This window comes from Staphylococcus lutrae (assembly GCF_002101335.1).
GTDB classification, from domain to species: Bacteria; Bacillota; Bacilli; order Staphylococcales; family Staphylococcaceae; genus Staphylococcus; species Staphylococcus lutrae.
This window is the reverse complement of sequence record NZ_CP020773.1, coordinates 404,674-431,478: the sequence shown is the minus strand read 5'-3', so window position 1 is coordinate 431,478 and position 26,805 is coordinate 404,674. Positions and strand designations below refer to the sequence as shown.

28 protein-coding genes and 3 pseudogenes are annotated in these 26,805 nt (G+C 34.1%); 16 read left to right on the top strand and 15 right to left on the bottom strand.

Annotated features, from left to right (window positions below):
• Nucleotides 1-85 precede the first annotated feature (85 nt).
• Both groES and groL read left to right on the top strand, forming a co-directional pair.
• Nucleotides 86-373, top strand: a complete 288-nt coding sequence (gene groES / locus B5P37_RS02180; protein WP_085236653.1) for a co-chaperone GroES — start codon at nucleotides 86-88, stop codon at nucleotides 371-373.
• Between the two features lie 46 nt (nucleotides 374-419).
• On the top strand, nucleotides 420-2,039 hold the full coding sequence (gene groL / locus B5P37_RS02175; protein ID WP_085236651.1) for a chaperonin GroEL: 1,620 nt from the start codon (nucleotides 420-422) through the stop codon (nucleotides 2,037-2,039).
• A gap of 114 nt (nucleotides 2,040-2,153) precedes the next feature.
• On the opposite strand, the pseudogene B5P37_RS02170 reads toward groL, so the two are convergent.
• The 8 genes and pseudogenes from B5P37_RS02170 to B5P37_RS12100 form a co-directional block, all read right to left on the bottom strand.
• Nucleotides 2,154-2,795: pseudogene (locus tag B5P37_RS02170) on the bottom strand (tyrosine-type recombinase/integrase); the annotation flags it as partial.
• A 156-nt stretch (nucleotides 2,796-2,951) separates the two neighbouring features.
• Complete coding sequence (locus B5P37_RS02165; RefSeq protein ID WP_085236649.1) at nucleotides 2,952-3,377, bottom strand: hypothetical protein; 426 nt, start codon at nucleotides 3,375-3,377, stop codon at nucleotides 2,952-2,954.
• Nucleotides 3,378-4,163, bottom strand: a pseudogene (locus B5P37_RS02160) (SAR2788 family putative toxin). It abuts the gene before it with no gap.
• A gap of 81 nt (nucleotides 4,164-4,244) precedes the next feature.
• The gene (locus tag B5P37_RS02155) at nucleotides 4,245-4,898 is read right to left on the bottom strand and encodes a S8 family peptidase (protein ID WP_244898628.1); all 654 of its coding nucleotides are present in this window, start codon (nucleotides 4,896-4,898) and stop codon (nucleotides 4,245-4,247) included.
• Between the two features lie 125 nt (nucleotides 4,899-5,023).
• Nucleotides 5,024-5,173 (bottom strand): annotated as a pseudogene (locus B5P37_RS11785) (IS110 family transposase); the annotation flags it as partial.
• Nucleotides 5,174-5,185: 12 nt separating this feature from the next.
• A protein-coding gene (locus B5P37_RS02150; RefSeq protein WP_103322067.1) for an IS3 family transposase occupies nucleotides 5,186-6,315 on the bottom strand; the annotation gives its coding sequence in 2 pieces (ribosomal slippage) (nucleotides 5,186-6,069 and nucleotides 6,069-6,315; 1,131 coding nt in all).
• Nucleotides 6,316-6,387: 72 nt separating this feature from the next.
• Nucleotides 6,388-6,684 (bottom strand): IS110 family transposase, encoded by a 297-nt coding sequence (locus tag B5P37_RS12105; protein WP_244898627.1) that lies wholly within the window; start codon nucleotides 6,682-6,684, stop codon nucleotides 6,388-6,390.
• A gap of 122 nt (nucleotides 6,685-6,806) precedes the next feature.
• Nucleotides 6,807-7,370, bottom strand: a complete 564-nt coding sequence (locus tag B5P37_RS12100; protein ID WP_244898626.1) for an IS110 family transposase — start codon at nucleotides 7,368-7,370, stop codon at nucleotides 6,807-6,809.
• 224 nt (nucleotides 7,371-7,594) lie between these two features.
• Here B5P37_RS12100 and B5P37_RS02140 point away from each other — a divergent pair, with 224 nt between their 5' ends.
• The 6 genes from B5P37_RS02140 (at nucleotide 7,595) to B5P37_RS02115 (ending at nucleotide 12,232) form a co-directional block, all read left to right on the top strand.
• Nucleotides 7,595-8,152 (top strand): CPBP family intramembrane glutamic endopeptidase, encoded by a 558-nt coding sequence (locus B5P37_RS02140; protein ID WP_085236647.1) that lies wholly within the window; start codon nucleotides 7,595-7,597, stop codon nucleotides 8,150-8,152.
• 13 nt (nucleotides 8,153-8,165) lie between these two features.
• Nucleotides 8,166-8,606 carry a hypothetical protein gene (locus B5P37_RS02135; RefSeq protein WP_085236645.1) on the top strand — a complete coding sequence of 147 codons (441 nt, stop codon included), beginning with the start codon at nucleotides 8,166-8,168 and terminating at the stop codon, nucleotides 8,604-8,606.
• On the top strand, nucleotides 8,596-9,825 hold the full coding sequence (locus tag B5P37_RS02130; RefSeq protein WP_085236643.1) for a radical SAM/SPASM domain-containing protein: 1,230 nt from the start codon (nucleotides 8,596-8,598) through the stop codon (nucleotides 9,823-9,825). The genes B5P37_RS02135 and B5P37_RS02130 overlap by 11 nt, the downstream gene beginning before the upstream one ends.
• Nucleotides 9,826-9,999: 174 nt before the next feature.
• Nucleotides 10,000-10,821 (top strand): ABC transporter ATP-binding protein, encoded by an 822-nt coding sequence (locus tag B5P37_RS02125; protein ID WP_085236641.1) that lies wholly within the window; start codon nucleotides 10,000-10,002, stop codon nucleotides 10,819-10,821.
• A 14-nt stretch (nucleotides 10,822-10,835) separates the two neighbouring features.
• Nucleotides 10,836-11,585, top strand: coding sequence for a hypothetical protein (locus B5P37_RS02120; protein ID WP_085236638.1), 750 nt, complete (start codon nucleotides 10,836-10,838; stop codon nucleotides 11,583-11,585).
• An 11-nt stretch (nucleotides 11,586-11,596) separates the two neighbouring features.
• The gene (locus tag B5P37_RS02115) at nucleotides 11,597-12,232 is read left to right on the top strand and encodes a Crp/Fnr family transcriptional regulator (RefSeq protein ID WP_085236636.1); all 636 of its coding nucleotides are present in this window, start codon (nucleotides 11,597-11,599) and stop codon (nucleotides 12,230-12,232) included.
• Nucleotides 12,233-12,726: 494 nt separating this feature from the next.
• On the opposite strand, the gene B5P37_RS02110 is transcribed toward B5P37_RS02115, so the two are convergent.
• From B5P37_RS02110 to B5P37_RS02100, 3 genes are all read right to left on the bottom strand, one after another.
• The gene (locus B5P37_RS02110; protein WP_085236634.1) at nucleotides 12,727-13,959 is read right to left on the bottom strand and encodes an acetylornithine deacetylase; all 1,233 of its coding nucleotides are present in this window, start codon (nucleotides 13,957-13,959) and stop codon (nucleotides 12,727-12,729) included.
• Nucleotides 13,959-14,462, bottom strand: a complete 504-nt coding sequence (locus B5P37_RS02105; protein ID WP_085236631.1) for a methylated-DNA--[protein]-cysteine S-methyltransferase — start codon at nucleotides 14,460-14,462, stop codon at nucleotides 13,959-13,961. Before B5P37_RS02105 ends, B5P37_RS02110 begins: the two co-directional genes overlap by 1 nt.
• Before the next feature lie 174 nt (nucleotides 14,463-14,636).
• Nucleotides 14,637-15,926, bottom strand: a complete 1,290-nt coding sequence (locus tag B5P37_RS02100; protein WP_085236629.1) for an aminotransferase class I/II-fold pyridoxal phosphate-dependent enzyme — start codon at nucleotides 15,924-15,926, stop codon at nucleotides 14,637-14,639.
• A 213-nt stretch (nucleotides 15,927-16,139) separates the two neighbouring features.
• Between B5P37_RS02100 and B5P37_RS12095 the strand changes: the two genes are divergently transcribed.
• The 4 genes from B5P37_RS12095 to pmtD all read left to right on the top strand — a co-directional run bounded on the left by B5P37_RS12095 (nucleotide 16,140) and on the right by pmtD (nucleotide 18,707).
• Nucleotides 16,140-16,271 carry a Trp-rich small protein gene (locus B5P37_RS12095; RefSeq protein ID WP_420852983.1) on the top strand — a complete coding sequence of 44 codons (132 nt, stop codon included), beginning with the start codon at nucleotides 16,140-16,142 and terminating at the stop codon, nucleotides 16,269-16,271.
• 220 nt (nucleotides 16,272-16,491) lie between these two features.
• Complete coding sequence (locus B5P37_RS11890; protein WP_169710760.1) at nucleotides 16,492-16,668, top strand: SE1626 family protein; 177 nt, start codon at nucleotides 16,492-16,494, stop codon at nucleotides 16,666-16,668.
• Between the two features lie 438 nt (nucleotides 16,669-17,106).
• Nucleotides 17,107-17,979 (top strand): phenol-soluble modulin export ABC transporter ATP-binding protein PmtC, encoded by an 873-nt coding sequence (pmtC, locus tag B5P37_RS02095; protein WP_085236626.1) that lies wholly within the window; start codon nucleotides 17,107-17,109, stop codon nucleotides 17,977-17,979.
• A complete protein-coding gene (gene pmtD / locus B5P37_RS02090) occupies nucleotides 17,979-18,707 on the top strand; it encodes a phenol-soluble modulin export ABC transporter permease subunit PmtD (protein WP_085236623.1) in 729 nt (242 codons plus the stop codon). Before pmtC ends, pmtD begins: the two co-directional genes overlap by 1 nt.
• 274 nt (nucleotides 18,708-18,981) lie before the next feature.
• On the opposite strand, the gene B5P37_RS02085 is transcribed toward pmtD, so the two are convergent.
• Complete coding sequence (locus B5P37_RS02085; RefSeq protein WP_085236621.1) at nucleotides 18,982-19,539, bottom strand: thioredoxin family protein; 558 nt, start codon at nucleotides 19,537-19,539, stop codon at nucleotides 18,982-18,984.
• Nucleotides 19,540-19,710: 171 nt separating this feature from the next.
• Between B5P37_RS02085 and B5P37_RS02080 the strand changes: the two genes are divergently transcribed.
• Together B5P37_RS02080 and B5P37_RS02075 are read left to right on the top strand one after the other, a co-directional pair.
• Nucleotides 19,711-20,274 carry an HAAS signaling domain-containing protein gene (locus B5P37_RS02080; protein WP_085236619.1) on the top strand — a complete coding sequence of 188 codons (564 nt, stop codon included), beginning with the start codon at nucleotides 19,711-19,713 and terminating at the stop codon, nucleotides 20,272-20,274.
• Nucleotides 20,271-21,113, top strand: a complete 843-nt coding sequence (locus B5P37_RS02075) for a DUF4097 family beta strand repeat-containing protein (protein WP_085236617.1) — start codon at nucleotides 20,271-20,273, stop codon at nucleotides 21,111-21,113. The genes B5P37_RS02080 and B5P37_RS02075 overlap by 4 nt, the downstream gene beginning before the upstream one ends.
• Before the next feature lie 244 nt (nucleotides 21,114-21,357).
• On the opposite strand, the gene B5P37_RS02070 is transcribed toward B5P37_RS02075, so the two are convergent.
• Nucleotides 21,358-22,401, bottom strand: coding sequence for a C45 family autoproteolytic acyltransferase/hydrolase (locus B5P37_RS02070; RefSeq protein WP_085236615.1), 1,044 nt, complete (start codon nucleotides 22,399-22,401; stop codon nucleotides 21,358-21,360).
• 690 nt (nucleotides 22,402-23,091) lie between these two features.
• Nucleotides 23,092-23,478: a hypothetical protein gene (locus B5P37_RS02065; RefSeq protein WP_085236613.1), complete on the bottom strand. Its 387-nt coding sequence runs from the start codon at nucleotides 23,476-23,478 to the stop codon at nucleotides 23,092-23,094.
• A gap of 163 nt (nucleotides 23,479-23,641) precedes the next feature.
• Here B5P37_RS02065 and B5P37_RS11885 point away from each other — a divergent pair, with 163 nt between their 5' ends.
• Both B5P37_RS11885 and pglS read left to right on the top strand, forming a co-directional pair.
• A complete protein-coding gene (locus B5P37_RS11885) occupies nucleotides 23,642-23,818 on the top strand; it encodes a hypothetical protein (protein WP_169710749.1) in 177 nt (58 codons plus the stop codon).
• 344 nt (nucleotides 23,819-24,162) lie between these two features.
• The gene (gene pglS / locus B5P37_RS02060; RefSeq protein ID WP_085236610.1) at nucleotides 24,163-25,212 is read left to right on the top strand and encodes a 6-phosphogluconolactonase; all 1,050 of its coding nucleotides are present in this window, start codon (nucleotides 24,163-24,165) and stop codon (nucleotides 25,210-25,212) included.
• An 81-nt stretch (nucleotides 25,213-25,293) separates the two neighbouring features.
• Here the strand turns inward: pglS and B5P37_RS02055 are convergent, their stop codons facing one another.
• The gene (locus B5P37_RS02055; protein ID WP_085236608.1) at nucleotides 25,294-26,673 is read right to left on the bottom strand and encodes an aldehyde dehydrogenase; all 1,380 of its coding nucleotides are present in this window, start codon (nucleotides 26,671-26,673) and stop codon (nucleotides 25,294-25,296) included.
• Between the last annotated feature and the right edge of the window lie 132 nt (nucleotides 26,674-26,805).

Here is a 26,805-nt window from a genome sequence, read left to right as displayed (position 1 = left end):
ACCAAATTTGATTATTATAAAGATAAATTAGCACTCAACAGACTGAAGTGCTAAATCTATGTTTACCACAAGGAGGCACAAAGCTATGCTTAGACCACTAGGAAACCGTGTAGTAATAGAGAAGAAAGAACAAGAACAAACAACAAAAAGCGGTATTGTTTTAACAGATTCAGCTAAAGAGAAATCAAATGAAGGTGAAATTGTTGCAGTTGGACCGGGAAAAATTTTAGACAACGGTGAACGTCTTAAACCAGAATTAAATGTAGGTGACCGTGTTGTATTTCAACAATATGCGGGAACTGAAGTTAAACGTAATGATACGCAATATTTAATTTTAACTGAAGATGAGATTTTAGCTGTTATCGAAAAATAATTCGAAATTGATAATAGATGAAGTATGAAATGACGGAGGTATTAAAATGGCAAAAGAATTAAAGTTTTCAGAAGATGCACGTCAAGCAATGTTACGTGGTGTAGATAAATTAGCGAATGCTGTGAAAGTAACCATTGGTCCAAAAGGGCGCAATGTTGTTCTAGATAAAGAATTTACAGCGCCATTAATTACGAACGATGGTGTAACAATCGCGAAAGAAATTGAACTTGAAGATCCATATGAAAATATGGGCGCAAAACTTGTACAAGAAGTTGCAAATAAAACGAATGAAATTGCAGGGGACGGTACAACAACTGCGACAGTATTGGCACAAGCGATGATTCAAGAAGGACTTAAAAACGTGACAAGCGGTGCAAACCCAGTGGGTATTCGTCAAGGTATCGATAAAGCTGTCGCTGTAGCGATTGAGTCATTACATCAGATTTCTCAAAAAGTAGAAAACAAAGAAGAAATCGAGCAAGTGGGTGCGATTTCTGCAGCGGATGAAGAAGTGGGGCGTTATATTTCTGAAGCTATGGAAAAAGTAGGTAACGACGGGGTCATTTCTATTGAAGAATCGAGCGGCTTTAATACAGAGCTTGAAGTGGTTGAAGGGATGCAATTTGACCGTGGCTATCAATCACCGTATATGGTCACAGACTCTGATAAAATGATTGCAGAATTAGAAAGACCTTATATTTTAATTACGGATAAAAAAATCTCGTCATTCCAAGATATTCTGCCATTATTAGAACAAATTGTGCAGTCAAATCGTCCGATTTTAATTGTTGCTGACGAAGTTGAAGGTGACGCATTAACAAACTTAGTGCTTAACCGCATGCGTGGTACATTTACAGCAGTTGCAGTAAAAGCACCAGGTTTTGGCGATCGTCGTAAAGCGATGTTAGAAGACTTAGCGATTTTAACTGGCGCACAAGTGATTACGGATGACTTAGGACTTGAATTAAAAGAAGCAACGATTGACATGTTAGGAACTGCAAACAAAGTTGAAGTCACAAAAGATCATACGACTGTGGTTGATGGCGATGGTGACTCTGCAAATATTGATGCACGCGTCGGTCAATTAAAAGCACAAATTGAAGAAACGGATTCTGATTTTGACCGTGAAAAACTGCAAGAACGCCTTGCTAAATTAGCAGGAGGTGTTGCAGTCATTAAAGTGGGTGCAGCAACAGAAACAGAATTGAAAGAACGTAAATTACGTATTGAGGATGCATTGAACTCAACACGTGCAGCGGTTGAAGAAGGTATCGTTGCAGGCGGGGGTACAGCATTGATGAATATCTATAAAGATGTTCAAGCAATCGAAGCTGAAGGTGATGTCGCTACGGGTGTGAATATCGTCTTAAAAGCATTACAAGCACCTGTTCGCCAAATTGCGGAAAATGCAGGACTTGAAGGTTCAGTCATTGTTGAAAGAATGAAAAATGCTGAACCAGGTGTCGGTTACAATGCAGCAACAGATGAATGGGTAAATATGTTAGAAGCTGGTATTGTTGACCCAACGAAAGTGACACGTTCAGCTTTACAACATGCGGCAAGTGTGGCTGCAATGTTCCTGACAACTGAAGCTGTAGTGGCAAACATTCCTGAAGAAAAAGGAAATGATATGCCACAAATGGGCGGCATGCCAGGAATGATGTAAAATAGCTTATAAATCTTGATTTTACAGCATTTTGAAATTTGTAATGGCATAATAATGACATAAAAATCCAAGAAAATAAAAATGTCCTTCAATTCAGATGAACTAAACGGACATTTAAAATAATTCTTTTGAGGCGTTTTCCATAAGTTGACCAAACTTTAGGGAAGCGTCATTTTTTGTATGAATTTGTGATTTTAGCGTAGATGTTCATAGTAGTATTAATATCTTTATGGCGTAATCTCTCCTGTATCTCTTTTATGTGTACACCTGTATATCTGAACGAGGGAGTACCAATATTCTTATCAATGTCTGTTTGGCTCATAATTGATTTAATCCATTGTGACAGCCTCTTTGTTAAGAGAGGATAACTGTTATTGTCTATGAATATGAAATTATTATCGACATACAATTCATCTTTCCATTTGTCTTGTATTGTACGTTTTCTTTATAATCTAGTAATAACTTAGTTACATTTGGATCAACAGAAATTGTACCTATTGATGATTTAGTTGTATGTGTGAGTATCTGATACTTCTCTTTGTTGTTATTAGGGTTGTAGTAAGTTTTAGTAATGCTTATTGTACATTCGTCCATATCTAAATCAGACCACTTCAATACTAATAGTTCACCAGCACACATACCTATATATGCTAAAGGCATAAATACTTCAAATCTATTGGCTGGATTGTGTTTATCATTAGCAATTTTCGAAAACGCAATCAATTCATCTTTTTCTAGGAACTTCTGTTTAATATCAATTTGCATTAAATTATATATTTGATATAAAAGTTCGACCTGAATTATTGAGAATAGTAAATGGTAGGCGTATTCTTATAATGGCTATTCTAAGAAGGGGCAAAACACATTTAAACGTATAATACTATCTAGTAGTACTTAGTATATTAAGTTTAATTATGATATAGCATATTTAATTGCTGTATCATTTTTAGGGTCTTTTTCAAGTACTTTATTTGCAACCATTTCAATATTCTCTTTACTGATTATATCAAAATCTGGTTCATCCAGAATCTCTAAAAATTCACTTAATAAACTTTGATCTTTAAATTGTGAAATCTCTAGCGATTGCCAATAATGATAATAAGCTAAAGCATAAGCATTATCCACATAATTAAAATGAAAATGATAGATGCTTGCGACCATTTCATGGTATTCAATCGTGTTAATTTGATTAGCAAGGTTTGATAAATAATATGCTAATTTTTCGTCTGAAATGTCATTTGACATAAAGTATGTTAAAACATTGTCCAATTCTTTGTTTTCTAACATTCTTTGCAATTTAGTTGGTAATAAATTTAATATAATGTTAGTACTTTTCATTTATTTGACCCACCAATTCGATACATATATTTTACCATTTTTTCGTGTATAGGTTACGACTACTGTCCTACCACTCATGGTAAGTGTTTTTTTATATGCAGTTTTCTTATATCTACTCTCATAACATGTGACATTACTTTAGAAACGTCACTCCAATTATTTTTAGTTACTTTGCTCCAATTATGTTTACTAGCAAGAATGTGTTTTCTTTTATTAGCTCCTAAATTGGCTATTGAAGGTAAAACTTTTAGTTTTAATAGCGTTTTGAGTTGTTTTCTTTCCGTATTTTTTTACAGCGTATTTCACACCATATCTAGCTACAGCTGCTAATATTATTAATGGTCATGCAGATGATTTAGCTTCAATTGAGTTGTATTTTATTACTTCATCAGTATCTTTGTCGATAAATGTAGCTTTATATTCTTCATTTTCAAGTTGGTCTATTAAAACATTATACTTCTTATTTATTGATTTACCATTTTCATCAATATAACTACCTTCAACATCCATTGTATCAGTATCCAAATCATATTGAATATTTGCCTTTAAATCAATATCTTCTTTAGCTAATTCAATTACTGGATCTGAATTGCTATTTGTTTTATCTATAATTTCTACTTCATTGGGATTTTGTAAATTATTTTATGTAAATCTTCTTGTGTGATTTCGTTGTTAGATGTTTCACTTGCATTAATGTTTTTTGCTTCAATTATTCCTGTTACAGAAGTAATGGTTAGTATTAAAATTAATATTAGAATAAAGTTTTTTTAAAATGTAATTTTTCATTTGTAATATCCCTTTGAGTTTTTTATTTTGAAATCTTTAAAGTTATTAGAGTAAGACATTAAGGTATATGAATTTAATCTCTTATTTGATTGTTTCATTTGTGGTTAAAGCAGTGGCAAAAGAATTTCCGCTAAATAGTTCTACCTCTCCCTGATTATTAATGGACTCTATATTTTCGCTTAAATTATATATGTCTATTTTTCCCGATGAACTATACTTTGATATTTTTAAATCTTTATCTAAGCCACCGACAGATACAATGTTTGACTTTGTTGCTGGGAAATCACCTTTACCACCTAAATTGTTTCCCGAGGATGCTATGACAATAGTTCCAGATTCAACTAATTCGTCTAATTTCTTAGAAAGTGTACGGTTATAATTAGTAAAGCCAAAACTTATATTTACAATATCTATGTTGTTCTCAATGCACCAATCAATAGCCCTTTCTACATTAGTAATTGTAGTTTCACCGTTATTATTCAATACTTTCAAATGATAGAAATTAGCTTTAGTTCCGTTCTGGGTTACTAAGTTACTGATTGCAGTTCCATGATTATGGTTATCTTTTGAATGCTTCTCAGTAGAAAAGTTTATTGTGGATATATTCTGTTTTATATACTCGGGACTTATGCCACTATCTAGAATTGCAACATTAATCTCTTCATCATTTTGGACAATTATAAAATACAAAGAGATAAAGGTTATTAAAATAAATGCGAAAATCCATTTCTTCAAATTCTCAACTCCTTTCCTACGATTTGTCAATGCTGTGTTAATTAAAATTGACATCATTGACACTATACCGTTCAATTTTCTTTTTTCGAATAAGGTGCTATGATGTATTTGATTATATGGTTTCGTTAGTGTGGTGCTTTCTGATAATCATATAATTTATCATTGACTATTAAATAGTGAATGGTCTTTAATAAGCGATTGATACTCGCTATTGTGGCAGTCTTGTGGGGTTTCCCATTAGGCTGCTCTCTTAATTTATAATAATAATCTGGAATGTCAACAGTTTCCTAGACACTTTTCATGTGTAGATCTTTAAACGCCACTGGTGTTAAATACTGTAATGAAGAATGTGGTCTAAAATTGTTGTACCAATTTACATAATCAAATAATTCTGTCTCTAACTGTTCTAGGTTTTCAAATTTCATCTGTTTTACAAATTCGGTTTTTAGTGCTTTCATCGTTGCTTCTGCAACTGCGTTATCATAAGGACAACCTTTAGTACTTAATGAACGTTCGATTTCAAAAGTCTTTAATACTTCATCTATCAATTTGTTATCAAATTCTTTACCTCTATCTGTATGAAATAGTGCGATTTGTTTTAGGTTATGATTAATTTTACTAATTGCTTTCACCACTAAATTTGCATCCTTATTTTTACCTGCACTGTAACCAACAATTTCTCTATTGAAGAGATCAATAAATAAACATATATAATGCCATCTATCTGCTACTTTTACATAGGTTAAATCACTTACCAATGCATCCATTGGTTGTTCTCTATTAAAAGTGCGATTTAAATGATTTTTAATTAGTTTTTCATTTGTTTCTTTTGGATGATTTTTATATTTAGCTTTCGTATAAACAGAAACTAGATTATATTTTTTCATGATACGACCAATCTTTCGTCTGGATACAGTGAGACCTTTGTCGTTTAATTTATTCTTAATTCGTCTTGTACCAAAGCTTTTTCTATTCGAATTAAACGTATCTATAATAATTTTTTCTAATTCTAAATCATCATCTTTTTGGCTTTGAGTATTTCTTTTTATTGATTCATAGTAAGTGCTTCTTGGTATTTTCAGGACTTTACACATTGCTGATACTGAATATTGATGCGCATTCTTTTGAATGATTTCTATTTTCGTCCCATGATCAGCGCTGCTTGCTTTAAAATATCATTCTCCATTTTTAAATGTTGAACTTCTTTGCGTAATTTAATCAGCTCTTTTTCATCATCTGATAAGTTATCTTGATGATGAAATGAACCGGTGTTTTGATGTTGTTTTATCCATTTTCCTAATGCCGAAGGTGTTAAATCATACTCGCGTACAATTTCATTCCTAGGTTTACCATTTTCATATAATCTAACCATTTGTAACTTAAACTCTGAACTAAATGTTCTTCTTTCTCTTGTCATAATATAATCGCCTACTTTCTTAATTTAACAATATCTATTCTCATAGAATTTGTCCAATTAAGTGTAGACGATTCAATCCACAATATGACTTTGATAATGATTTCTTCCCCTAAGAATATTCATAATGATTAGATACAATAAACGTCTTGCTTTTTTATTTCCTCTTTTGTTAATCGTATCTCGACTCTTTGAAGTTCCTGATTGATAACGTTTAATATCAATGCCTACAAACGCATTCAGTTGTTTATTTCTTTTAAATTCTCTAATATCACCAAGTTCCCCAATAAGCAATGCAGCTGTGAGTTCTCCGATGCCAGGAATTGAAATCATGTTTTCAAACTCAGTTGTATTTTTAGCTAAATCAATCATTTCCTGATCAAATACTTTCTTTTCTTCTATCGCAATAAGCAGTTTGTCACATAAGTATTGGACTTTTCGTACAAGAAAAGAAGATCTGCATGCACTTGGAAAACTATTATGCTTTATCTCAATTAATTTTTTGGCATACTTGTGCGCTTTTTTATTGAAATGCCTTTATCCGTTGAATGAAGTACTTTTTCTACCAATTCATCATGAGTCAAAATACGTACATAATCAGGATGAGGAAATGCTTTAGCTATATTTAATGCGATTTTTGAATATCTGTTAGTAAATAACCTTTCTAACCCTGGAAATGTTTGATGTAGAATTTCGACTAACTCAACTTTGAGACGATTTTGATTCATCTCCATTTCTAAGTGAAAGCGTGCACGTTCTCTCAGTTCAAAGTATACCTCTTTGAACTGACGTTGTACCTTTGAATCTTTCATTCTAAATGCAAGAAGTGCGAGTTTATGTGCGTCTGATTTATCTGTCTTCCATGATCTTAACGAGTTTGTTTTAAATTTGGCTTCTAAGGGGTTCATTTCTAAGTAATCTATTTTGTGAATTTCACAAAAGCGTTTCATGCCTCTTGAATAAACACCAGTTGATTCAAAAAGGATAAATAAAGAATCCAGATTTATTATATAATTTTTAAGATAATGATAGCCATTTTGATTATTTTGAATGACCAACTCTTTAACTAAAACTTCATCCTTATACCGCTATTTACATGCACTTAAATCAATATTATTTGTCTTTTTTGTGAAAAGAAAAATTAGTAACTGTGATGTAGCTCATTAAGTATCTAATTATCTCTCGCAAATTGTTAAAAACAACTAAAAATATTCATATTTTCGTGATGTAAATCACTGAAGTATATTTGAAGCAATGTAATAATGTATCTAGGTGATGAACAATGAAAAGTGGAAAAAAGGTAATTTTGGAAGTTATAACTATTTCATGTACAACTGTCTTTTTGTTTATTTTCTTTGCTATAGTGATTTCAATTTTGCTTGGTCAAAGACTTATGTATCTTTATAGTACTTCCATATCAATGTTATTTGTATTCTTGATATTACCGGCATTGTTATATAGAAAGTTTAATTTACCTATAAAATTTTTTAATAATGTGTTCGACTATAAATATTTAATAAGATTAATTATTTATATTTTGTTGATCATTTTGAATTATCAAAACATAGAATTACTGGTTGCTATGTTAGTGGTGGGTTTGACTGAGGAATTCTTTTACAGAAAGATTATCCTAGGTAGATTATTAGAAACTTTTAATGTGCCTGTTTCATTAATAATTTCTTCGCTTTTGTTCGCAGTTGTTTTACATAATTCAGAAAGTTTTGTTGTAAATATTACATTGCGTATGTTTTTAGGTTTAATATTAGGAGCTATTGCTTACAAAACAAAAGATATAAAAGACACAGTATTTATACATACGATATATGATTTACTAGTTTAAGGAGGAATTTAAAATGAATAAAAATAGAATAGTAGCTATGTATGTGATAATGATTATACTAATTATAATAAATGTTTCCATATTTTCTAGTTTAAATGTTTTTACATATCTGTTGATGTTAGTAATTATACCAATAGTAATTATTATAGTTTTTAATGTTTTAATTTTTAGTTCGAAAAGAATAAATCACATGGCTTTAATTGTAAATACAGTGATTTCAACAGCTTTGTTAAACCTTCCTAGTATTATAAAACATAATGATATAGCCAAAGTGATAGAAAACTCAAAAAATATACTTTCAGCTGATGTAAAGGTTACTAATCAGTCAGACTCACCATTCCAACTATTTTTTTCGTATTTAATTTTATTAGCGATTACTATTGGCATAACTTATTTCGCAATTAACATGCGCACAAAAAAGATAAGAAAGGGCGGGGAGTATCATGACTATTAAGCTAAATAAAAATGTTAAACTTCAAACGGTACATGAAATACCGATGCTTTTCAATTTAAATAATAGTTTAATAATAGGGCTTGATAACGAGGGGTATTCTTTTATAGAAGGAATGCCGTATGAAAAAGATAAGTTAAATGGGTTAAGTGATAATATTAATTTTTTGTTATCGTATATGGAAGGCAATGGTTTTCTTGATGATTATGAGTATGAAAATGATAATTCTATTGGTTCAGCTTATTTACATGTAACAAACAGATGCAATTTAAATTGTGTGGGCTGCTATTCAATGAATGACAGTAGGAATATTGCTAAGGATAAAAGCTTGGATTTCATTAAGAAAGAAATAGACGAATTAGTGAAACTTAATGTGAAAACAATTGTAATATCAGGCGGAGAAACTTTAATTAGAAAAGACATTGTAGATATTTGTAAGTATATAAAAGATAAAGAGGTCAAAGAGTTAATCCTGATTACAAACGGGACAATAGTTAATAATCATGTACTCAAAAATCTTAACAAATATGTTGACGAGATTTCAGTATCTATAGACACTTTTGATAACAAAACAAAAGGGTACATTCGTGACGATGGTATTCATGATAGGATAATTAAGAATATAAATAAATTCATAGACAATGGCTTTAAAGTTAATATACTTCCTACTATACATCAAAAAAATGTAAAGGATATGTATAAATTTAAAGAATTAGCAGACAAACTGGATGTGAGTATATCTTTTAGTATGATAACAACAGATAATACCGATCAATATAGTTCGTTGATTTTTGATAAAGAAGGATTGATTGAATTGTCTAATGGTTTGTCAGAACTTAATGGTACTACTTGCGATGTTAATGCTTATAAGAATTTAGAAGCTAACAGGTCTTGTGGTATCGGGGACGGAGTTATTTCAATTAGCTCAGAAGGAGATATTTATCCTTGTCACATGCTTATGTTGGAAGAGTTATGTTTGGGGAATTTGAGAGATATTTCTTTAGCTGAGGCAATTGAATCTTCTCAAAACTCTTTTTTTAAAAATTATATTGTTGATGATTTAGAAGGTTGTCAAAACTGTAATGTGAGGTATTTATGTGGTGGAGGCTGTAGAGCAAGAGCATACTTACATACAGGTGAAAAAGATGGTAAAGACCCTTATTGTGGTTTTTATTATAGATTTTATAACAACTTAGTTAAGGAGTTAGAAGAAGCATTATAGGAGGTGATACTATGTTATTTTGGACAGACTTATTTACAAATAAAAAAGGTTGTGTGTCTGGTGGTGTCTTAGGAGTTTGTATTTCTGCAGGTAAAAATATTAAATCGTGGAGTATTTAAAAGTTTAAAAGTGAGTGTGCTTTGTGCGCCTCACTTTTTTTAAGAGGTGAAAAAAATGTTGAAAATCACAAATTTGAGTGTTAGTTTTTCAAAAAAAAATATACTTAAAAATATAAATTTAAATGTGAAAAAAGGAGAAATAGTAGGTTTAATAGGGAACAATGGGACAGGAAAAACGACACTGATGAAAGCGATACTTGGCTTAATTAAATATAATGGTGAAATAGAATTCCAAGGAAGTACAACTTTTCAAAAAAATTCGTTTGAAATGCAACGAATTGGAATGTTGTTGCAAGAAGATACCTATTTAAATTTAAATGCACTACAAACTTTAACAATGATAGAAATATTAAATAACATGAGTTTTAAAGAAAACTATGTGAATATTTTAGATGGTTATAGTTTGCCGTATAAAAGAAAAGTTAAAGAGTTTTCTTTTGGAATGAAACAAAGATTAAGATTAGCTATAGTTCTAAATTACCCTTATGACTTACTGATTCTAGATGAACCATACGTAGGTTTAGACCCACTAGGAGTCTTAAAATTACAAGAAAAGCTGCTTGATTTAAAAAATAATGGTGTGTCAGTAATAATTTCAAGTCATCAATTATCAGAAATAGATGGTATGTGTGACAGGTTTGTCTACTTATCAGACGGGAAATTAACTGAAACAGAAAAATTAATTTCTAAAAAAATTATTTTGAACTTCGACTCGTTTGACAACCTAGAGCGAATAAAAAATGTAACAGGAGTTAATATTAATAACAAGGAACTGATATTAAATAATAACACCGAACTGTTGTATGACGTGTTGTCTATGTTTAAAAAAGAAGAAATGAAAAAAATTGAATTAAAAATTAATCAATACATAGAGTAGTAGGAGGTAATTATATGTTAAGGCTTGTACGTTTTGAACTCAAAAAAATGGAGCACAGTTTAACTACCATATTTTTAATTTTAATATTACTTTATCCTGTTGTCTGGGGGGGTCTTATAAAAAGTAATCCTAGTTGGTTACAAATAGGTGGGAAAGTAGGAATTACAACTTTTATTTTGATGATGATTCAACTACTTTTCACTTTCAAATTACACTATATATTTATTTTATTCGTATATTCACAGTTTGCTACTCATATTGTGGGGGGGCAAATCATTTATGAACTTGTACGCTTCCCCAATAGAGTTATAAGTATCACTGTGAAAACGGTTATATTTATAATGGTACCACTATTCTTTGTAATTATATTCAATTTTATATCCTTTTTAACGTACAAGATATTTATTAAAAATAGTGACATTTATTTAACTGATAAATTCAAAAAAGGTGACTTTTCAGAAATAATGATACAATCATTATTTATAATTTTATATTTAATTGTGTTAATGTTGCTCATGGTTTTAATATCATTATTTATAAAATCAATTAGTAGTGTTATAGTTGTTATAGTAATTGATGTAATTATGTCTGTTTCTCTTGGTATAAAGGATTTTAAAAAATTTTTACCTAATTTTGTAGCTCTGAGTGATGATATAAATGAAATAAGTCGTTTTAATTTGTATATGAACGGTGCAATTGTTATAGCAGTTATAGTATTATTATTTTTAATAATAGTATTGCGTTATAAAAAATTAAATGTCTAAGGGGGGGTTAAATGGGTGCTTTACTAGAGTTTATTGTAGATACTGGTGATACATTGAAATTAAACAGATCGCAAGAATTTAAATTTGATAATGATGTGATAATTGCTATAAATGAAGGAGTATTATTCATAAAACATTATTATAATAATGGTGAAGGTAGAATAATAAACGTTTTAAAATCTGGCTCAGTACAGTATATTGAAAGTTCTTATATGTCAATAAGAGCAAAAAGTAAAACGTGTATTAAATTTATCAGTAAAGACTTTTTCAACAAAAGTGCAAGAGATGAGATCAAAAAAGAATTAAGGTTGTTGATTACAATCCTATACTCACGAATGAATATGACGATAAGAGATACGTCGTTTCAAGAGAGAAGTTTAAACTTAATAGCTTGTTTGGTAAAACTTACTAATACATTTGGGGTAGAAAAAGAAAACGGAATATTAATAGATATTGAATTGACACACAAAGAATTAGCAGAACTTTCTATGCTGACTAGAGAAACAGTTAGTAGGAGTATGAAGAAATTGTATAATGACAGATTGCTAAGCTATAAAGGTAAAAAAATATTTATATTGAATTTAGAATGTTTGAGAAGCAAGATGAATTGTGAAAATTGTCCTAGTATGTACTGTGCTTATGGCTAAAAAGCAATGATCTATGGCAAGGAAATGGATACAGTAGAAAGAGATTTCTAGCGCGGTAGCGTATTTTGTTTCGTTTTTGTTCTAGAATTCTATGGGGCTCATATAATTCAACGTTGAATGTACTCTTTTGGAATTGGAAAACTATATTCCATAACAGATATCATTTTTCTGCTTATTATTTCATTACAATAATTTTCTAGTTAATTCTGATAATAAGGAAAGTAGTCACGAATATAAAGTTATTAAGTCATATAAAACAAATGTAAGTAGAGATGATCTTTTCAGGTCGACCAAGTAAAAATTTAATCCGTCCCATAAAGAAGGTAACAAAATGAACCTAGTTCTTTCAAAAATTTTACCACTCAAATAAATATTTATAATAGCGGTTTCTCCAAAGTATTTATTGAAATCATGATACACACAAAACCACTTTCCAATATGTTGTCATGACATTTGGAAAGTGTCTTTTTCACGTATTATGAAAATTAATTTTATTAACGCTGAGGTTTTTCATACCATGATTTTAAAAATGTATATAAGACCTCGGTAAAAAGATCCAAATCTTGAATGCGAATTTTTTCGTTTGTTCCGTGGGCTTCATCGAGTTCACCGGGTCCGTATAAAATGGTTGGGATGCCAAAGTCTGAGGTCCAACCGCCGTCTGTTACGGTTGTACTCATTGTTGATTGAAGGGGTGTCTGGTGTACGTGTTCATGTGCTTCAGCTAACATATGAAATCCAGGATGAGATGTCGGTAAAGTGAAGCTTGGGAAAATTTCACCTTTATCTTCTATCATGGACGTGCCACCCCATTCGAATTGAAGTGGATGTTGACTGAGCCATAAATCACTATCAGCAACTTTATTTAAATATGTTTCAATTTCTTCAATAATGGTGTCGTAATTTTCGTCAGGCAAATAATGCACGGTAATCCATAAGCGACATTGGTCAGCGATAAAAGCAGGATGACGCCCGCCTTCAATTACAGCTGGATTAATCGTATTGGCGCCTGGTGGCATGCCGGGATAAGATTTCGTGACAGCCCAATGCCGTTCGAGCTCTTGTAAGGCTTGTATGATTTTCACCATTTTTTCAATCGCACTCGCACCATGACGACTACCACCTGCATGAATGATGTGACTGCGCGCACCGTCATGAATGGTTTCCTCACTTTGAATCGTAATCCAACCTGTAATGACGCCGCCTTGACCCATCGCAATATTGTCACTCGTATCTAATACAAGTGCTAAATCAGCTTGTGGTGAATGTTCACAAGCGACTTTTGTACCTGCTTCGCCAACTTCTTCGCCGACCACGGATTGTACGATAATATCGCCTTTAGGTTGTTTACCTTCTTGATGCAAGCGTTCCAAATTATAAAAAAGTGCGGACATGCCACCTTTCATATCAGCGACGCCTCTACCAAATAGAAACCCATCTGCTTCAGTCAGTTGAAAGGGATTAAAGCGCCAAAATTGTTCATCCTCGACTTCAGCAACGTCGACATGACCATTGAGTATAAGACGGGGCGCGTCTGGATTTCGTCCTTTTAATGTTGCGACAACAATACTATCGTTTTCATAAAAGGGGAGGGTTTGAACATCAAAATTAATCGCTTGAAGCCACTTTGCAATTTGTTGTTGTAGTTTGAACGTATTACGTGCAGGCGGGCTGACGGTCGGATGTGCGATGAGTGTTTTAAGTATTTCCCAATGACGTGGATTCATTATAATCCCTCCTCTAATTTCAATAAATGCTTTTTGCGGTGAAGGCCACTATTGAAGCCGCCTAATTGGCCGTCTTTTCTTATGACACGATGACATGGGACAATGATAGAGAGTGGATTTTGACCAATAGCAGTAGCGACTGCTCGTACACTTTTAGGGCGTTCAATCATTTGGGCAACTTGACTATAGTGTGCGAGGTACCCATAGGGAAGTAACCGAAGTGCTTGCCACACTTGTTGTTGAAAAGGGGTGCCTACCACATATGAAATAGGTGTTTTAAAATCAAAAGCGTGTCCGTGAAAATAGGCTTCTAGCTCACCTGCAATTTGATCAATAACGGGGTGAGTTGAAATTTGAACGAGATGTGCACGTTGTTGAAAAGAGCGTTCTGTCATTGCGTTACCTTGTGCATCTGTAAACGATAAACCGATCAACGACGTCTCATTCACAACTGCAATCAATGTGCCTAATGGTGATTTAATATATTGATAGTAATAAGTCATAGTGTGTGTCCTCCTAATATGAAGTATGAGATGAAGAGGGACGTGTTTTGCATGGACGTGTCATTAAAAAACGCCCACTTTTTCTCGAATGATAATGAAAAGAGCAGGACAAAAATCTTAATGGTGTTAAAGATTTTATTGTCCCGCCCAAGTCATCGATTGCTAAAAAGCAACTTATGATTGTAATGATTGAATGGATGTCGCAATCGTCTTGAATACGTGTGGTAAGTCTTCTTTTTCGATACAACTAAAAGCGATACGAATATCAGTTTGATTAAGTGCGATGATACCAATTGAATGATGTTCAATCAAATGGAGACGGAGCGTTTCCGCATCTACATCTTTGACTTTAAGTGCCATAAAATAGCCGGAGTTAAAATCATAAGGTTGCCATAATGATTGATAATCTGCATTGTACACGATGGCTTTAGTCACTTCATAGCGTTCGCGTAATGTTTGGATGTTCTGTTTAATTTCGTCTTTAAATGTATGTTGCTGTTGTAATGCATGCTGAACAGCGGATTGGGAAGGTGTTGCGCCACTTGAAATATTACTGCGGATTAATCCTTTCATCTTCGCCTCTAATACATGCTTTGTCGTCTCATTTGATGTACCAAATGTTAAGAAACCAACGCGGAATCCCCAAGCAAAAAATTCTTTAGTTGCCCCATCCAATCGAATAGGGAATACCCGTTCATTGTTCAGTTTTGTAAGTGCTGTGAACATCGATTGCGTATAGACATCTTCATAGAACAAGCCATAATATGCATCATCGACAACTGCGATAACATTAACACCGCGTTGTGCAAGGGTATCAATGGCGTTGACAATCGTTGCAACTTCTTGGTGTGTCGGTGTATAACCTGTTGGATTATTTGGATAGTTTAATATCATGATGACTTTGTCTTCATTAATGTGCTGAACTGCCTCAAGAAGGTGATCTGTTGTGAAATGACCGTTCTCGTCAAAAATGTGGTAAGTTTGTAATTGCGCTTGATGACGGACACCAAATACTAAACGGTAATTGCCCCAATTGTGGGAAGGTAGGAGGACAGTATCACCAGGGTTTACAAACAAATCACCGACTAAAGATAGACCATGTGTCAGTGCATTTGTAACGATAGGTAAACTGATGTCGTTTGCTGATAAGTCAGGGTTTTCTGATAACATTTTTTGTTGCCATAGCGTACGCAATGTTTCGAGACCTTGTGGCGGGGCATATGAGAACACTTCATCTGTTGAGAGTTGATCAAACATTCCGTATAACGTTTCAGTATACATCTTGCCTTTTGAAGTCGTTGCCATACCTACTGTTGCATTGTATTGTGTTGATTTTGCTTCTGCAGATTGTGTCAAGATACCTTTTGGATAATACATGTGTGTTCCAAGGTCGGAAAGCATATCAAGGACGATAGGATTTTCTTCGTGTAACTGTTCATTTAAATTTTGGGCTAAAGGATTCATAGGATTCGACCTCTTTCTAAGTTTTCATCATATCTCTATCATACCGTGAAAAGTTAGAAATTTAAAGAATAGACTAGGATAAAATTCATTTAAAAAAAGTAAAAATAGAACACATGTTCGCTATTTTGTGATAGAATAAATATAGCCACCATCCCCTACATTAATCGGCGTAATGAAAGAAAACGTTTTCTTGAGAGTAGGAGGTGTTTAATCATGACGTGGACAGAATTTTTAATGTTATTAATCAATGGTGGCATTTTAATTGTTTTTAGATGCTGGGTTGAATCAAAATGGAAGCGGCGTGAACGACAAAAAGAAAGACAGACCCATTCAAAGCGTCCTTAAAACGCAGCAAGAAACCCCCAATCTTGCTGGAACAAGTTTGGGGGTGTTTAATCATGCGTGGATATGCCTTTATCCTATCATTTCTATGATTAAGAAGCAAACAATTAAGTGTCGTCAATGATATTTTGTAGATTCAGACGAATGGGTCTGCTGTATCATTGACATTAGAAGCCCAATTTTTTAAAGTTTTATCAGACATCTGAATTGAAAGGGTGATAATATGAAATACGCGACACAGACTTTTGTTATTATTGCGATAGCCAGTTTCGTAGTGGGGGTGGTGTTTCAATATTTAGATGAGGAATCATCAGCAGTTAAACTATTTATAGCGAGTATTCTGTTTATGGTTTGTGCATTTATCAATCGTCAACGGGAACGTAAAAACCAACATAAATAGAACACAATAGTAGAACAAATTGATATGACAAAATTAAAAAATATTAAATGCACATGTTGATGTTTGTAATTGAGTGCTACACTTGTTATGTTTATTGATGTACTGAGTCGTTATGAGAGGGATCATTTTAGAAATGGTTTTCGTGGGAGGTATCTTGTGAATCGGTTCAGGCAGCTTTATTTATGAAATGGAATGTTTGTTGTTATTTGCTTTGAAATAAGGTGATGGCCTTATGGGGAAATCTGCGCAATTTAAGTGTGTCAATTGAATTTGAAACATTAAAAATTGACAGGCCATAGATTCAACGTTGAGATGAATCATGAAATGGAATTTATCATTATTCTTTTAGCATTGTTTAAATCATGTTATGGTTGCTATGAAAACATATAATTGCTCTATTCAAATCATTTTTTAAAAACAGTGTAGGAGGATTCGTGAATGGAATTAAAGCAAATCACCAAACAATACGGCAACAATACTGTCATAGATCGAATCGATTTTTCGTTTAATGAGAGTAAAATTGTTGGACTCATTGGTAAAAATGGTGTGGGTAAAACCACTTTAATGAAAATTATGAACGGAAATATTATTGATTTTTCGGGAGATGTTCAAGTCTCTAAAAATGATCATATTGGTTATTTAATTGAACATCCGAAACTTTATGATAATAAATCAGGCTGGTATAACTTAAAACTTTTCGCACAAGTTTTAGGCCAAGGTTTTGACACGGATTACACGAATCGCATTGTCAAAGCGTTTGGTATGGAAACATATATTAAGAAAAAGGTGAAAAAGTATTCTATGGGGATGAAACAAAAGCTAGCGATTGCGGTTTCACTCATGAATAAGCCTAAGTATTTAATTTTAGACGAACCGACCAATGGGATGGATCCGGATGGGTCGATTGATGTTCTAAAAACGATTGAACGGCTCGTTAACCAATTCGATATGAAAATCTTAATTTCTAGTCACAAATTAGAAGATATCGAATTGATTTGTGATCGGGCAGTATTTTTAAGAGATGGGCATTTTGTACAAGATGTTAACATGACTGAAGGGCAATCCACAGATCAAACGATCATTAAAGTGGAACCGGCACATTTCGAACAGGCATTGTATTATCTCACTGATCATTTTAAAGTGGTACAATCACACAAGGAATCGGGAGAAATCATTTTGAATGGTCAAAATGATTACCGAAAATTCCTTAAAGGGTTGGCACAAAAAGACATTTACCCACTTTATATTGAAACGCGTAAAGTTTCATTGAGAGACACATACTTCAATATTAATCAACGAGGTGAACAATGATGAATATAATGCAATTGTTTAAGTTCGATATTGTCAGTGTTTTAAAGAGTCCTCTTACATATTTAGCAATGATACTTGGCGTCTCGCCAATAGTTGCGATAGTGTTCATTTTAATTGCTAATGATAAAGCTGTGAATGTCAACACGATGTTTAGTGTCGGGAAATGGTTTTTCTCATTGATTGGTTTATTGTTCGTTATTAAGACAATCACGCGTGATACTAGTCAGGGCACGATTCAACTGTTTTTAAATCAAAAACAAAGTCGCATCGGTTACTTTATTGCGAAGACGCTATCCATCATCTTTATTTCAATCTTTACAACGATTATCGTCATCGTCGTGTCTTACCTGATTCAATGGACAACAGAAGGTCCTCATTTAAAACAACACGAATCATGGAAGCTTTTGGTGTTTTACTTGATTTTATTTTTTGTATATGGATTATTACTCTTTTTAATCAATCTTATTGTACAAAAGCCGGCATTAGTTTATACGCTAGGTATTTTATTATTACTGATTCTACCAGTTGTTAAGCCGTTTATACCACTGATTCCTGTCGTTGGGGATAATATTCAAGAGTCATTGAAATACATCCCGTTTAGTTATCTTAGTGAAAAATCATTAGATAATGGCCTTAATTTTTCAAATTGGCAATGGGTGATTAACATTGCGACTATTGTCGTTTTATGGATTGCAAATCTCGTATTGATTGTTAAAAAAGACATTTAAGTTTTGCAATTGCTCAAGGGTGAAGGCCAAAACGACGTATGCCATATATGGCCTTTGAATGCTTAAATGAAAGCGTACCGCAGACGCGTGGAGTGTTGAAATCTTCTCTGGCATCTGCGGTATTTTAGATAGGGTTAGAAAGTGAACTGTGACGTTTTCAGGCGTACCTGCCCATCATGTGTGTTTAATGGGGGATTAAAAAGTTTGAGTCAAAATGCAAAAAAGCGTATGTCTCATGGCTTTGTCAAAAACCAAGACATACGCGTTAGATGATTTATACGAGTCGTGTCACAATGGACTCATAGACTTCAGTCCAAAATGTGGGATCCGTTAAATAGCGGTTCTTAATTTGTTGATGAATTTCATTTTGTTTTTCTTCAAAATGAGGATCTTGTTTATCAGGTAATTCGTTTTTGCGCAACCGTTCAACAAATTTTTGTACTGGCATCGCTCTCGGACCCCAAACGGCTTTTTGTTCGAATTTTTCATTCATAAAAATGTAAATAGGGATGGCACGAGACGTACCATTTGTTAAGTATTGATCGATTAAATCAGTGTTATCATCACGATAAAAAACGCGTACTTCGAGTTGTGCTGCCTCTGCTATATGTTTTAAAATAGGATTGTTCATCATTGCATCACCACACCAGTCTTCTGTGATAACGAGGACATGACGATATCCTTTATTCTTTATTTGTTCAATTCTTATGTCATCAGTGGGCATGGCGAAGCGTGCGTAGATATCGTAAAACTCCTGTTGATTATGTTCCATGTCTGCTATATACTGATTGAAAGATTTAGATTCTGCGTAATATGTTTTTAAATGTGCCATAATTTGACCCTCCTTTATTCATATTATACCAGTACTGTAATTTAATGAAAATTAATAAGATTATGACAAATTAAGATTATGACATTTAGAATACAAATGATCGATAAGTATTTAATTTTACATAGCAAAATTTTATAATCTGGGTATTAGAAGAGAAATGGGGGTCTTACGATGGATAAGATTACATTTTTAAACGAATTAGAATACCAATTACATCGTTTGCCCAATCATATCGTTGATGAAGTCATGAATGAATACGAAAATCATTTTTATGAGGAAGGGTTAAACGGTAAGTCTGATAGAGACATCGTTAAAGCGCTCGACACACCTAAACAAATTGCGAAACAACGCTATGCGAAATATGCTGTAAAAGATGCAGAAAACAAGCCAGATATGGCACATATTGCTCGAGCTGTCTTGGCCACAATTGGGATGAGTGTTGTGACGTTTTCATTTATTCTCATTCCTCTATTTTTTGTAGGTTTATTGATGTTACTTGGCACATTTGTCGCCTTAGGTATGTTACTCTCACCATTACTTTTATTGATAACGAATATCTGGTCAGGTCTATATCCATTTTCATTAAGTAATTATTTATTTAGCTTTGCTTATTTGGGACTGGGTACCATGTTTTTAGTGATTATTATTAAATTGGGGCTAACGATTCGTAAATGGCTGATTAAATATTTGAAGTGGAATGTTAATTTTATTAAAAAAGGAACGTCACATATATGAGAAAGCTATTTATATTTGGACTGAGTTGCTTTGTCATTGCATTTATTCTTGGAACGGTTGTATGGTTTTTGTTCGAGAAAAATCAGCAATCTATTGAACATATTGATAAATCTTTTGATAAAAATGAAGTGACACAGCTCGTCATTAACGTTGATGCAACGAATATTAAGCTCGTTGAAAGTGATCGTTTTCGCATTCGCTATAAAGGAAAACAAAAAATGAAACTCTCTAAGCAAAGTCAGGTATTGACGTTGGCTGAAATGAATCGCTCAAATATTCGAATGCCAAATCTTAATCCGTTCAATAATTTTGAAGGGCAGCTTGAAATCGGTATCCCATCCTCAAACTTAAAAGAGCTGAATGTGACTTCTAGTTTTGGTATGGTCGATATCAAAGGTGTAAAAATTGATAAAGCGACTTTTTGGAACGGTGAATCTGGAGAGATGGACATCGATGAGAGTGAACTGACACATTCTAAAATAAGCGCAAATGAATCACTAATTAATATTCGAAATAGCCGGATTGATCAAAGTGAAGTGAGCCTGGATAGTGGTAAAATTAATGGAGAGAAATCTTCATTAAAAAATAGCTTGTTTAAGCTCAATAAAGGCAGTATTCATTTGTCAGAGATGATGACGAATTGCGATTTTAAAAGTTCAGTTAAAGATGGAGACATTTATCTTGGATATGACCAAGTGCCTCAAAATGTCCTGTTAGCTCTTAATCCTGAGAATGGTCAAGCCGTTATCAACAATCGTCAAATTCATAAAGGGAAGAATGGTACGGGTGAACATAAAGTAGAACTTTATACAACACGAGGCGATATTACAGTGGAATAAGTCATGCAATGACTCGAATATCATGCGGTGCGTCCTTCAAAGAAGCCATGAACAATGGAACCTTTCGAAAGGCGCACCTTTTTTATGGCATGATTGTTTGTAGGTCCGGTCTCATTTCAGTCGTCAGTATTGTTTATTAAAATCGTGATAAGTAACTGGGCACATATATGTCGATTTCTGAAATTGCGACTGGTGCCTTAATAAAGATGATCTCTTTATGCTTGTTCACGACATCTTAACGTTTTCAGTGTGTGGCAAAATGGATGTTTGTATCCAGTTGCCCTTCTATTTGGTGGATGTTCAACGGATGCCCTTGTAACCATTGATTAAAATCTATTTTGACAGGTGATTGATTTTCTCCTAATGCGATCCATGCCCACAATTTTTGAGGTTCGTACATCGATGTATGAATCGTGCCGCTCCAACTTGAAAATAATTTGCTATAAATTTCAAATTCAGGGTGATTGAATCTTTTGAATATGTCAAAGCGGGTCTGATCTGACTGTTCAATTTGAGCGTGTACACGTGCCAAACGCGCTTCAGATTCTTTTGTATAATTGCGATTTTCATGTGTCAAAAGTTTAAAATGATTCGTGCAAGTTTGATCATACCGAATATCAATACTGCGTGGACTTACTTCAACAATAGCGTGTTGTCCTGTTTTATCTTGGACAATATAGCTAAATGAACTTCGATGAGGTAAGTGGCTTAAAAAGTGAATGGCTTCTTGAACATCTTTACAATATTCAAGTACCAGTCGACCAATCATATAGCATACAAATCCGTTAGCCGGCTTTTTACGATGCATAAAATTATAGGCCATGGCTAAGCCATGTTCATTCATACCATCCATACGTCCAGTTGTACGAGACATTGGACCGATTTGTGCATAGCCCCCGTCAGTAGGGTGAAATAATTGGTAACGTGCATCATAGGTTGCAGGATGATAATCATAATTCCTAATTAAATAATCAGGACCGACAAAGACGGAACAGCCACTATCAGGCAACTGCGTAAAACGATAGTGCGCAAAATTTAATATCGCTTGCTTTGTAGGAATTTTCAATACATCTTGAATCCCGATAATCTCGTCCCAAATTCGAGGGGCGAATTGTTGAAAAATGTGATAGGTTGATTCAATATCAATATCGAATCGAGGCACACGTTTTTTCCACTCACGTACTCTATTTTTCAACATCGCTGTTCGTAATAGCCACTCACCTGTCTGAACCCCGTAATCATAATGTGTGCCACGAAAAGTAAGTATATCTGATGACACATGTTGCATAAGCGCATCTTCCTTTCTGAAATATATGTAACATAATTTGTTAAAAGCTTGTAATCGTTCCTTAATGGTATTTACATCATTGCTTTATTATACTAATTTTATCATCTATCAATATAGCGACGATACAAGTCGAAGAGGGGGAATACTATGTGGGAATATTATTTTAGAGCGAAACGTTGGTTTATAAAAAACTATACGTCATAATCGGCAGCAGCAATTTGGAGTTGACGAAGCGGTAGTTCGACGTGGAAAATGGTAAAAAGCGAAAAAGCAGTCATTTACATCGAATCCATGCCGTCATGTGGATGTGTCATGTGGATTACAAATGTAACGAATGACAAGGTTTATTTTTATACGGGTGTAGTGGCTGCTTTTTATTTTGTTTCATGTCTCCGAGATAAGGAGAAAAATGAATGATTTTGTAGGGGTCAATGATTCATTTTAGTCTTTATAAGATATATTGTTGAATATGTAGGATCATCATTTTTGCTTGCCTCATTCAAATTGAAACGGGAGAGGCATGCGCTGCTTTATTGTGCCATCAATTTCCTCTGGGGACAGTGCGCGTTTTGATTGATAAGCGCGTATCTGCCCCATTGAAGAGATAAATGCTGTATTGATATCGAAGCATCCTCCAAATGTGACGACATCGGTTCACTTTAACATGTCGTGTTTAAAAAGCCATAAGGATTAGGCTTGGATTTCTGTTACATTCGTGGTGATATAAATCGTCTTGATTCGCGGGTTGTTGGAATGATTATGTCCAAATGTCATTGCAACCAATGTTTTTCTTGTTTTTTGGTAGTCTGGATTTTCTACAGAATAGACATAAAAAATAATCATTTGACCATCATGGACTTGTGCGCGATGAATCATTTCAAAATTCCATTGGAGGTCATCTGATTCAATAATTTGTGACATCCGACGACGCAACATTTGAATCAACACCGATTTTGTTATGGGTTGTGCTTCTCCTAATTCATTGATGTAGTATGCAGTGACGTGATCGTCAATCATATGTGCAATACTTTCGATATCATTATTTTTCCATGAACTGATTAATGATATATACGGCATGTTCAAAGACCTCTTTCGTAATTCGACATACTGATAATGTAACATATTACCTATCAAAATAGAATGGATTTCTGATTAGTAAAGTCAAGTTTGGGGTATAAATTTAAGGGTCGGTCATTTTATGATATGATGTGATTAATATCTATAAATTTAGAGGTGAAGTATGATGTGTAATTTTATTAAAGGATTATTTAAGTTTTTATTTGTTTCAACGATTATTGTAGTAGGTGCTGTAGGAGTAGGGCTAGCAGTACTCACATACGTCTTCAAAAAAGACTTTGAAGAAATCGAGAATAAAACTAAAGAGATTATTGCAGATATCGAATCCAACCAAGCATAACTGAATCAATCTGACATCTGTCAATGATGAGATAAAGTTTGGCTACTGTTTGTCGTGAGCAGTAATGGATGAAATCTATTTGGAGAGTGGGAGTGAAAATCTACAGGGTTAGATTTTTGCGCTCACTCTTTTATAATGGATTTTTTGATTTAATTACATTGTCTATTTTCAGGTAGGCGCTTTCAATGATATTAAAAAAGAAAGCGAGTGGTCGTCCGTTGTAAGAGAAGGATTCCTTATAATGAGGGTTAAATGGATGTGACATGATTGAGATGACGTTTTTAAGTGCGGTCCTGAGCCATTATTTGGTAAGATAGATGTAAGAAATGGAGGGATGACTTGCCATGGTAAAAGGCTACATTGGATCTTATACAAAATCAGAAGGGAAAGGGATTTATCGTTTCGAGTTAAATGAACAGTCTGGACGTATAGAAACGGTTGAAACGGGTTATGAACTGAATGCATCAACGTATCTCGCACAGTATCAAGATACACTGCTTGCTGTGACGAAAGAAGGAGACAAAGCTGGATTAGCTTCATTTAAAATTGATAAAGAAGGTCAGCTTGAAAAGACAGGTGCATCATTAACATCATTAAAAGGGTCAGGATGCTACGTGGCGATTTCACCGGATGGACAATATGCGTTTGAAGCTGTATATGGGGATGGTGTCGCACGTATTTATGCTTTAGATGCTGAAAACCAACGTATTACACGATTAATCGAAGAAGTGATGCATGACTATCCCCATGGGCCGAATGTTGCGCGACAAGAGAAATCGCACGTGCACTACTTAGATGTGACGCCTGAACAAAAGTATGTCGTTGCTGTTGACTTAGGCGCTGATTTACTAGTGACATATCATTATGGGGATCAAGGGTTAGAAGTCGCTCATCGCACAGCGTTAGAACCTGGTGATGGGCCAAGACATTTGGTCTATCATAAAACGGGCCGCTATGCTTATGTGGTCAATGAACTTTCGAATACGGTTGTAGTGATGACCTATGACGATGGGCGTTTTATCGAACAAGAACGTCATTTAACAATCCCTGAAGATTTTTTACACCCTACGAAATTAGCGGCAGTGAGAATTTCTCATGATCAACGCTTTTTATATGTCAGCAATCGCGGTCATGACAGTATTGCGATTTTTAAATTGTTAGACGACGGCGCACGTTTGGAACTTGTCGATATCGTGGCAAGTGGTGGCGCATTTCCGAGAGATTTCAATATCACAAATGATGATGCTTATTTAGTTGTGGCACATGAAACTGGGGCATCAGAAGTCGTTGTATTTCGCCGAGATGAAGCATCAGGGCAACTGACTTTGATTGATCATCAACAATCTGCACCAGAAGGCGTATGTGTGAAATTTTTGGATGTATCCCATTTGTAAATACAGCATCAAAATAAGACAGTGAAGCATCCGGTTTTCGAATGCCACTGTCTTATTTTTGGTTCTATTGTATAGCTTTCATTACTTTTTCATGAGTTTACGAACGTAACCGAGCTTGCCTTTATATGGCGGAAAGAGCAAACCGGTTTCTAACTTAGTCGTTTTAAAAATATATGGTTTCAGATGTGAAAAAGTGTCGAATGAATATTGGCCATGGTAACGACCGATACCCGAAGCGCCTACACCACCGAAAGGGAGTTTAGGATTCGCGAGTTGTAATAATGTATCATTAATGGCGCCACTACCAAATGATAATTCATTTAATATGCGGTTTGTCACATTTTCATCCTCACTGAATAAGTACAATGATAAAGGTTTAGGTTTTGATTGAACAATGGCAATGGCTTCATCTAAATCTTCATAGGTCAAAATAGGAAGAATTGGACCAAAAATTTCATCCTTCATAATGGGGTCATCAGTTTGAACGTGATCTAGAATAGTCGGTGCAATTTTACGTTCTTCAACAGACGTTTCGCCCCCATATATGATGTTTGATTGTTGGGCTTCAAGTAAATGATTTAACCGTTCAAAATGACGTGTGTTTACAATGCACCCTAAATCTTCACTTTGAATCGGAAAGGGACCGTAAAACTCACGAATTGTCGATTTGAGCACTTTGATAAAATCGTCTTTAACGCTTTTATCGATAAGGATATAATCCGGCGCAACACAAGTTTGCCCTGCATTAATAAATTTGCCAAAGCAGATACGTTCACTCGCTACTTTCAAATTAGCCGTGTGATCAATTATTGTGGGTGATTTTCCACCGAGTTCTAAAGTGACAGGTATGAGTTGTCGTGCAGCGGCTTCATAAACAATTTGACCTACTTTTTCACTTCCTGTAAAAAAGATATGATCAAACGGCAGTTGTAACAGTGATTGAATGGTTTCTGCACCGCCTTGAGCAACAGATACATAGTTTGGATCGAATGCATTTTGAATGATGGTTTCGACGACTGCAGCAACATTGGGTGTTAACTCTGATGGTTTAACAATGGCCGTGTTGCCTGCTGCGATAGCACCAATTAAAGGTTCGAAAACTAACTGTACTGGATAATTAAAAGGTGCGATGATAAGGATTGTACCTAGTGGCTCTTTCACAATAAAACTTTTTGCCGGAAACAGAATGATAGGCGTATCGACAGCTTGCTTTTTCGCCCATTTCGCCATCGATTTACGCGTATGGTGAATGCTTTTTAACGTGTAGCCTATTTCTGTTGCGTATGACTCCACCTCATTTTTGCCTAAATCTTTTTTTAATGCGTCCATCAATGCTTGCTCGTTTGACTTAATTTGCTCAGCTAACTGCTTCAAGGCTTTTTTACGTGCTTTGATGGGGCGTGTCGCATGTGTTTTAAAATAATTTTGTACTGCTTCAAATTGCGTTTGAAATGGGTTCAATCTTTTTGCTCCTTTCGTGTTATCCCATTCGAGATATAGCGATTCAATTAAGAATGCGCTGTAGTTGTAGAGTAACGACTGTTCATTATGATTGTAACACATAAAACCGTACACCCTTGGCGCCATGTCGTT

Bases quoted from the DNA above. Each gene is read 5' to 3' on its own strand.
- groES (WP_085236653.1), top strand. From the start codon at position 86: ATGCTTAGACCACTAGGAAACCGTGTAGTAATAGAGAAGAAAGAACAA.
- groL (WP_085236651.1), top strand. From the start codon at position 420: ATGGCAAAAGAATTAAAGTTTTCAGAAGATGCACGTCAAGCAATGTTA.
- B5P37_RS02165 (WP_085236649.1), bottom strand. From the start codon at position 3,377: ATGAAAAGTACTAACATTATATTAAATTTATTACCAACTAAATTGCAA.
- B5P37_RS12105 (WP_244898627.1), bottom strand. From the start codon at position 6,684: ATGATTGATTTAGCTAAAAATACAACTGAGTTTGAAAACATGATTTCA.
- B5P37_RS02140 (WP_085236647.1), top strand. From the start codon at position 7,595: ATGAAAAGTGGAAAAAAGGTAATTTTGGAAGTTATAACTATTTCATGT.
- B5P37_RS02135 (WP_085236645.1), top strand. From the start codon at position 8,166: ATGAATAAAAATAGAATAGTAGCTATGTATGTGATAATGATTATACTA.
- B5P37_RS02130 (WP_085236643.1), top strand. From the start codon at position 8,596: ATGACTATTAAGCTAAATAAAAATGTTAAACTTCAAACGGTACATGAA.
- B5P37_RS02125 (WP_085236641.1), top strand. From the start codon at position 10,000: ATGTTGAAAATCACAAATTTGAGTGTTAGTTTTTCAAAAAAAAATATA.
- B5P37_RS02120 (WP_085236638.1), top strand. From the start codon at position 10,836: ATGTTAAGGCTTGTACGTTTTGAACTCAAAAAAATGGAGCACAGTTTA.
- B5P37_RS02115 (WP_085236636.1), top strand. From the start codon at position 11,597: ATGGGTGCTTTACTAGAGTTTATTGTAGATACTGGTGATACATTGAAA.
- B5P37_RS02110 (WP_085236634.1), bottom strand. From the start codon at position 13,959: ATGAATCCACGTCATTGGGAAATACTTAAAACACTCATCGCACATCCG.
- B5P37_RS02105 (WP_085236631.1), bottom strand. From the start codon at position 14,462: ATGACTTATTACTATCAATATATTAAATCACCATTAGGCACATTGATT.
- B5P37_RS02100 (WP_085236629.1), bottom strand. From the start codon at position 15,926: ATGAATCCTTTAGCCCAAAATTTAAATGAACAGTTACACGAAGAAAAT.
- B5P37_RS12095 (WP_420852983.1), top strand. From the start codon at position 16,140: ATGACGTGGACAGAATTTTTAATGTTATTAATCAATGGTGGCATTTTA.
- B5P37_RS11890 (WP_169710760.1), top strand. From the start codon at position 16,492: ATGAAATACGCGACACAGACTTTTGTTATTATTGCGATAGCCAGTTTC.
- pmtC (WP_085236626.1), top strand. From the start codon at position 17,107: ATGGAATTAAAGCAAATCACCAAACAATACGGCAACAATACTGTCATA.
- pmtD (WP_085236623.1), top strand. From the start codon at position 17,979: ATGAATATAATGCAATTGTTTAAGTTCGATATTGTCAGTGTTTTAAAG.
- B5P37_RS02085 (WP_085236621.1), bottom strand. From the start codon at position 19,539: ATGGCACATTTAAAAACATATTACGCAGAATCTAAATCTTTCAATCAG.
- B5P37_RS02080 (WP_085236619.1), top strand. From the start codon at position 19,711: ATGGATAAGATTACATTTTTAAACGAATTAGAATACCAATTACATCGT.
- B5P37_RS02075 (WP_085236617.1), top strand. From the start codon at position 20,271: ATGAGAAAGCTATTTATATTTGGACTGAGTTGCTTTGTCATTGCATTT.
- B5P37_RS02070 (WP_085236615.1), bottom strand. From the start codon at position 22,401: ATGCAACATGTGTCATCAGATATACTTACTTTTCGTGGCACACATTAT.
- B5P37_RS02065 (WP_085236613.1), bottom strand. From the start codon at position 23,478: ATGCCGTATATATCATTAATCAGTTCATGGAAAAATAATGATATCGAA.
- B5P37_RS11885 (WP_169710749.1), top strand. From the start codon at position 23,642: ATGATGTGTAATTTTATTAAAGGATTATTTAAGTTTTTATTTGTTTCA.
- pglS (WP_085236610.1), top strand. From the start codon at position 24,163: ATGGTAAAAGGCTACATTGGATCTTATACAAAATCAGAAGGGAAAGGG.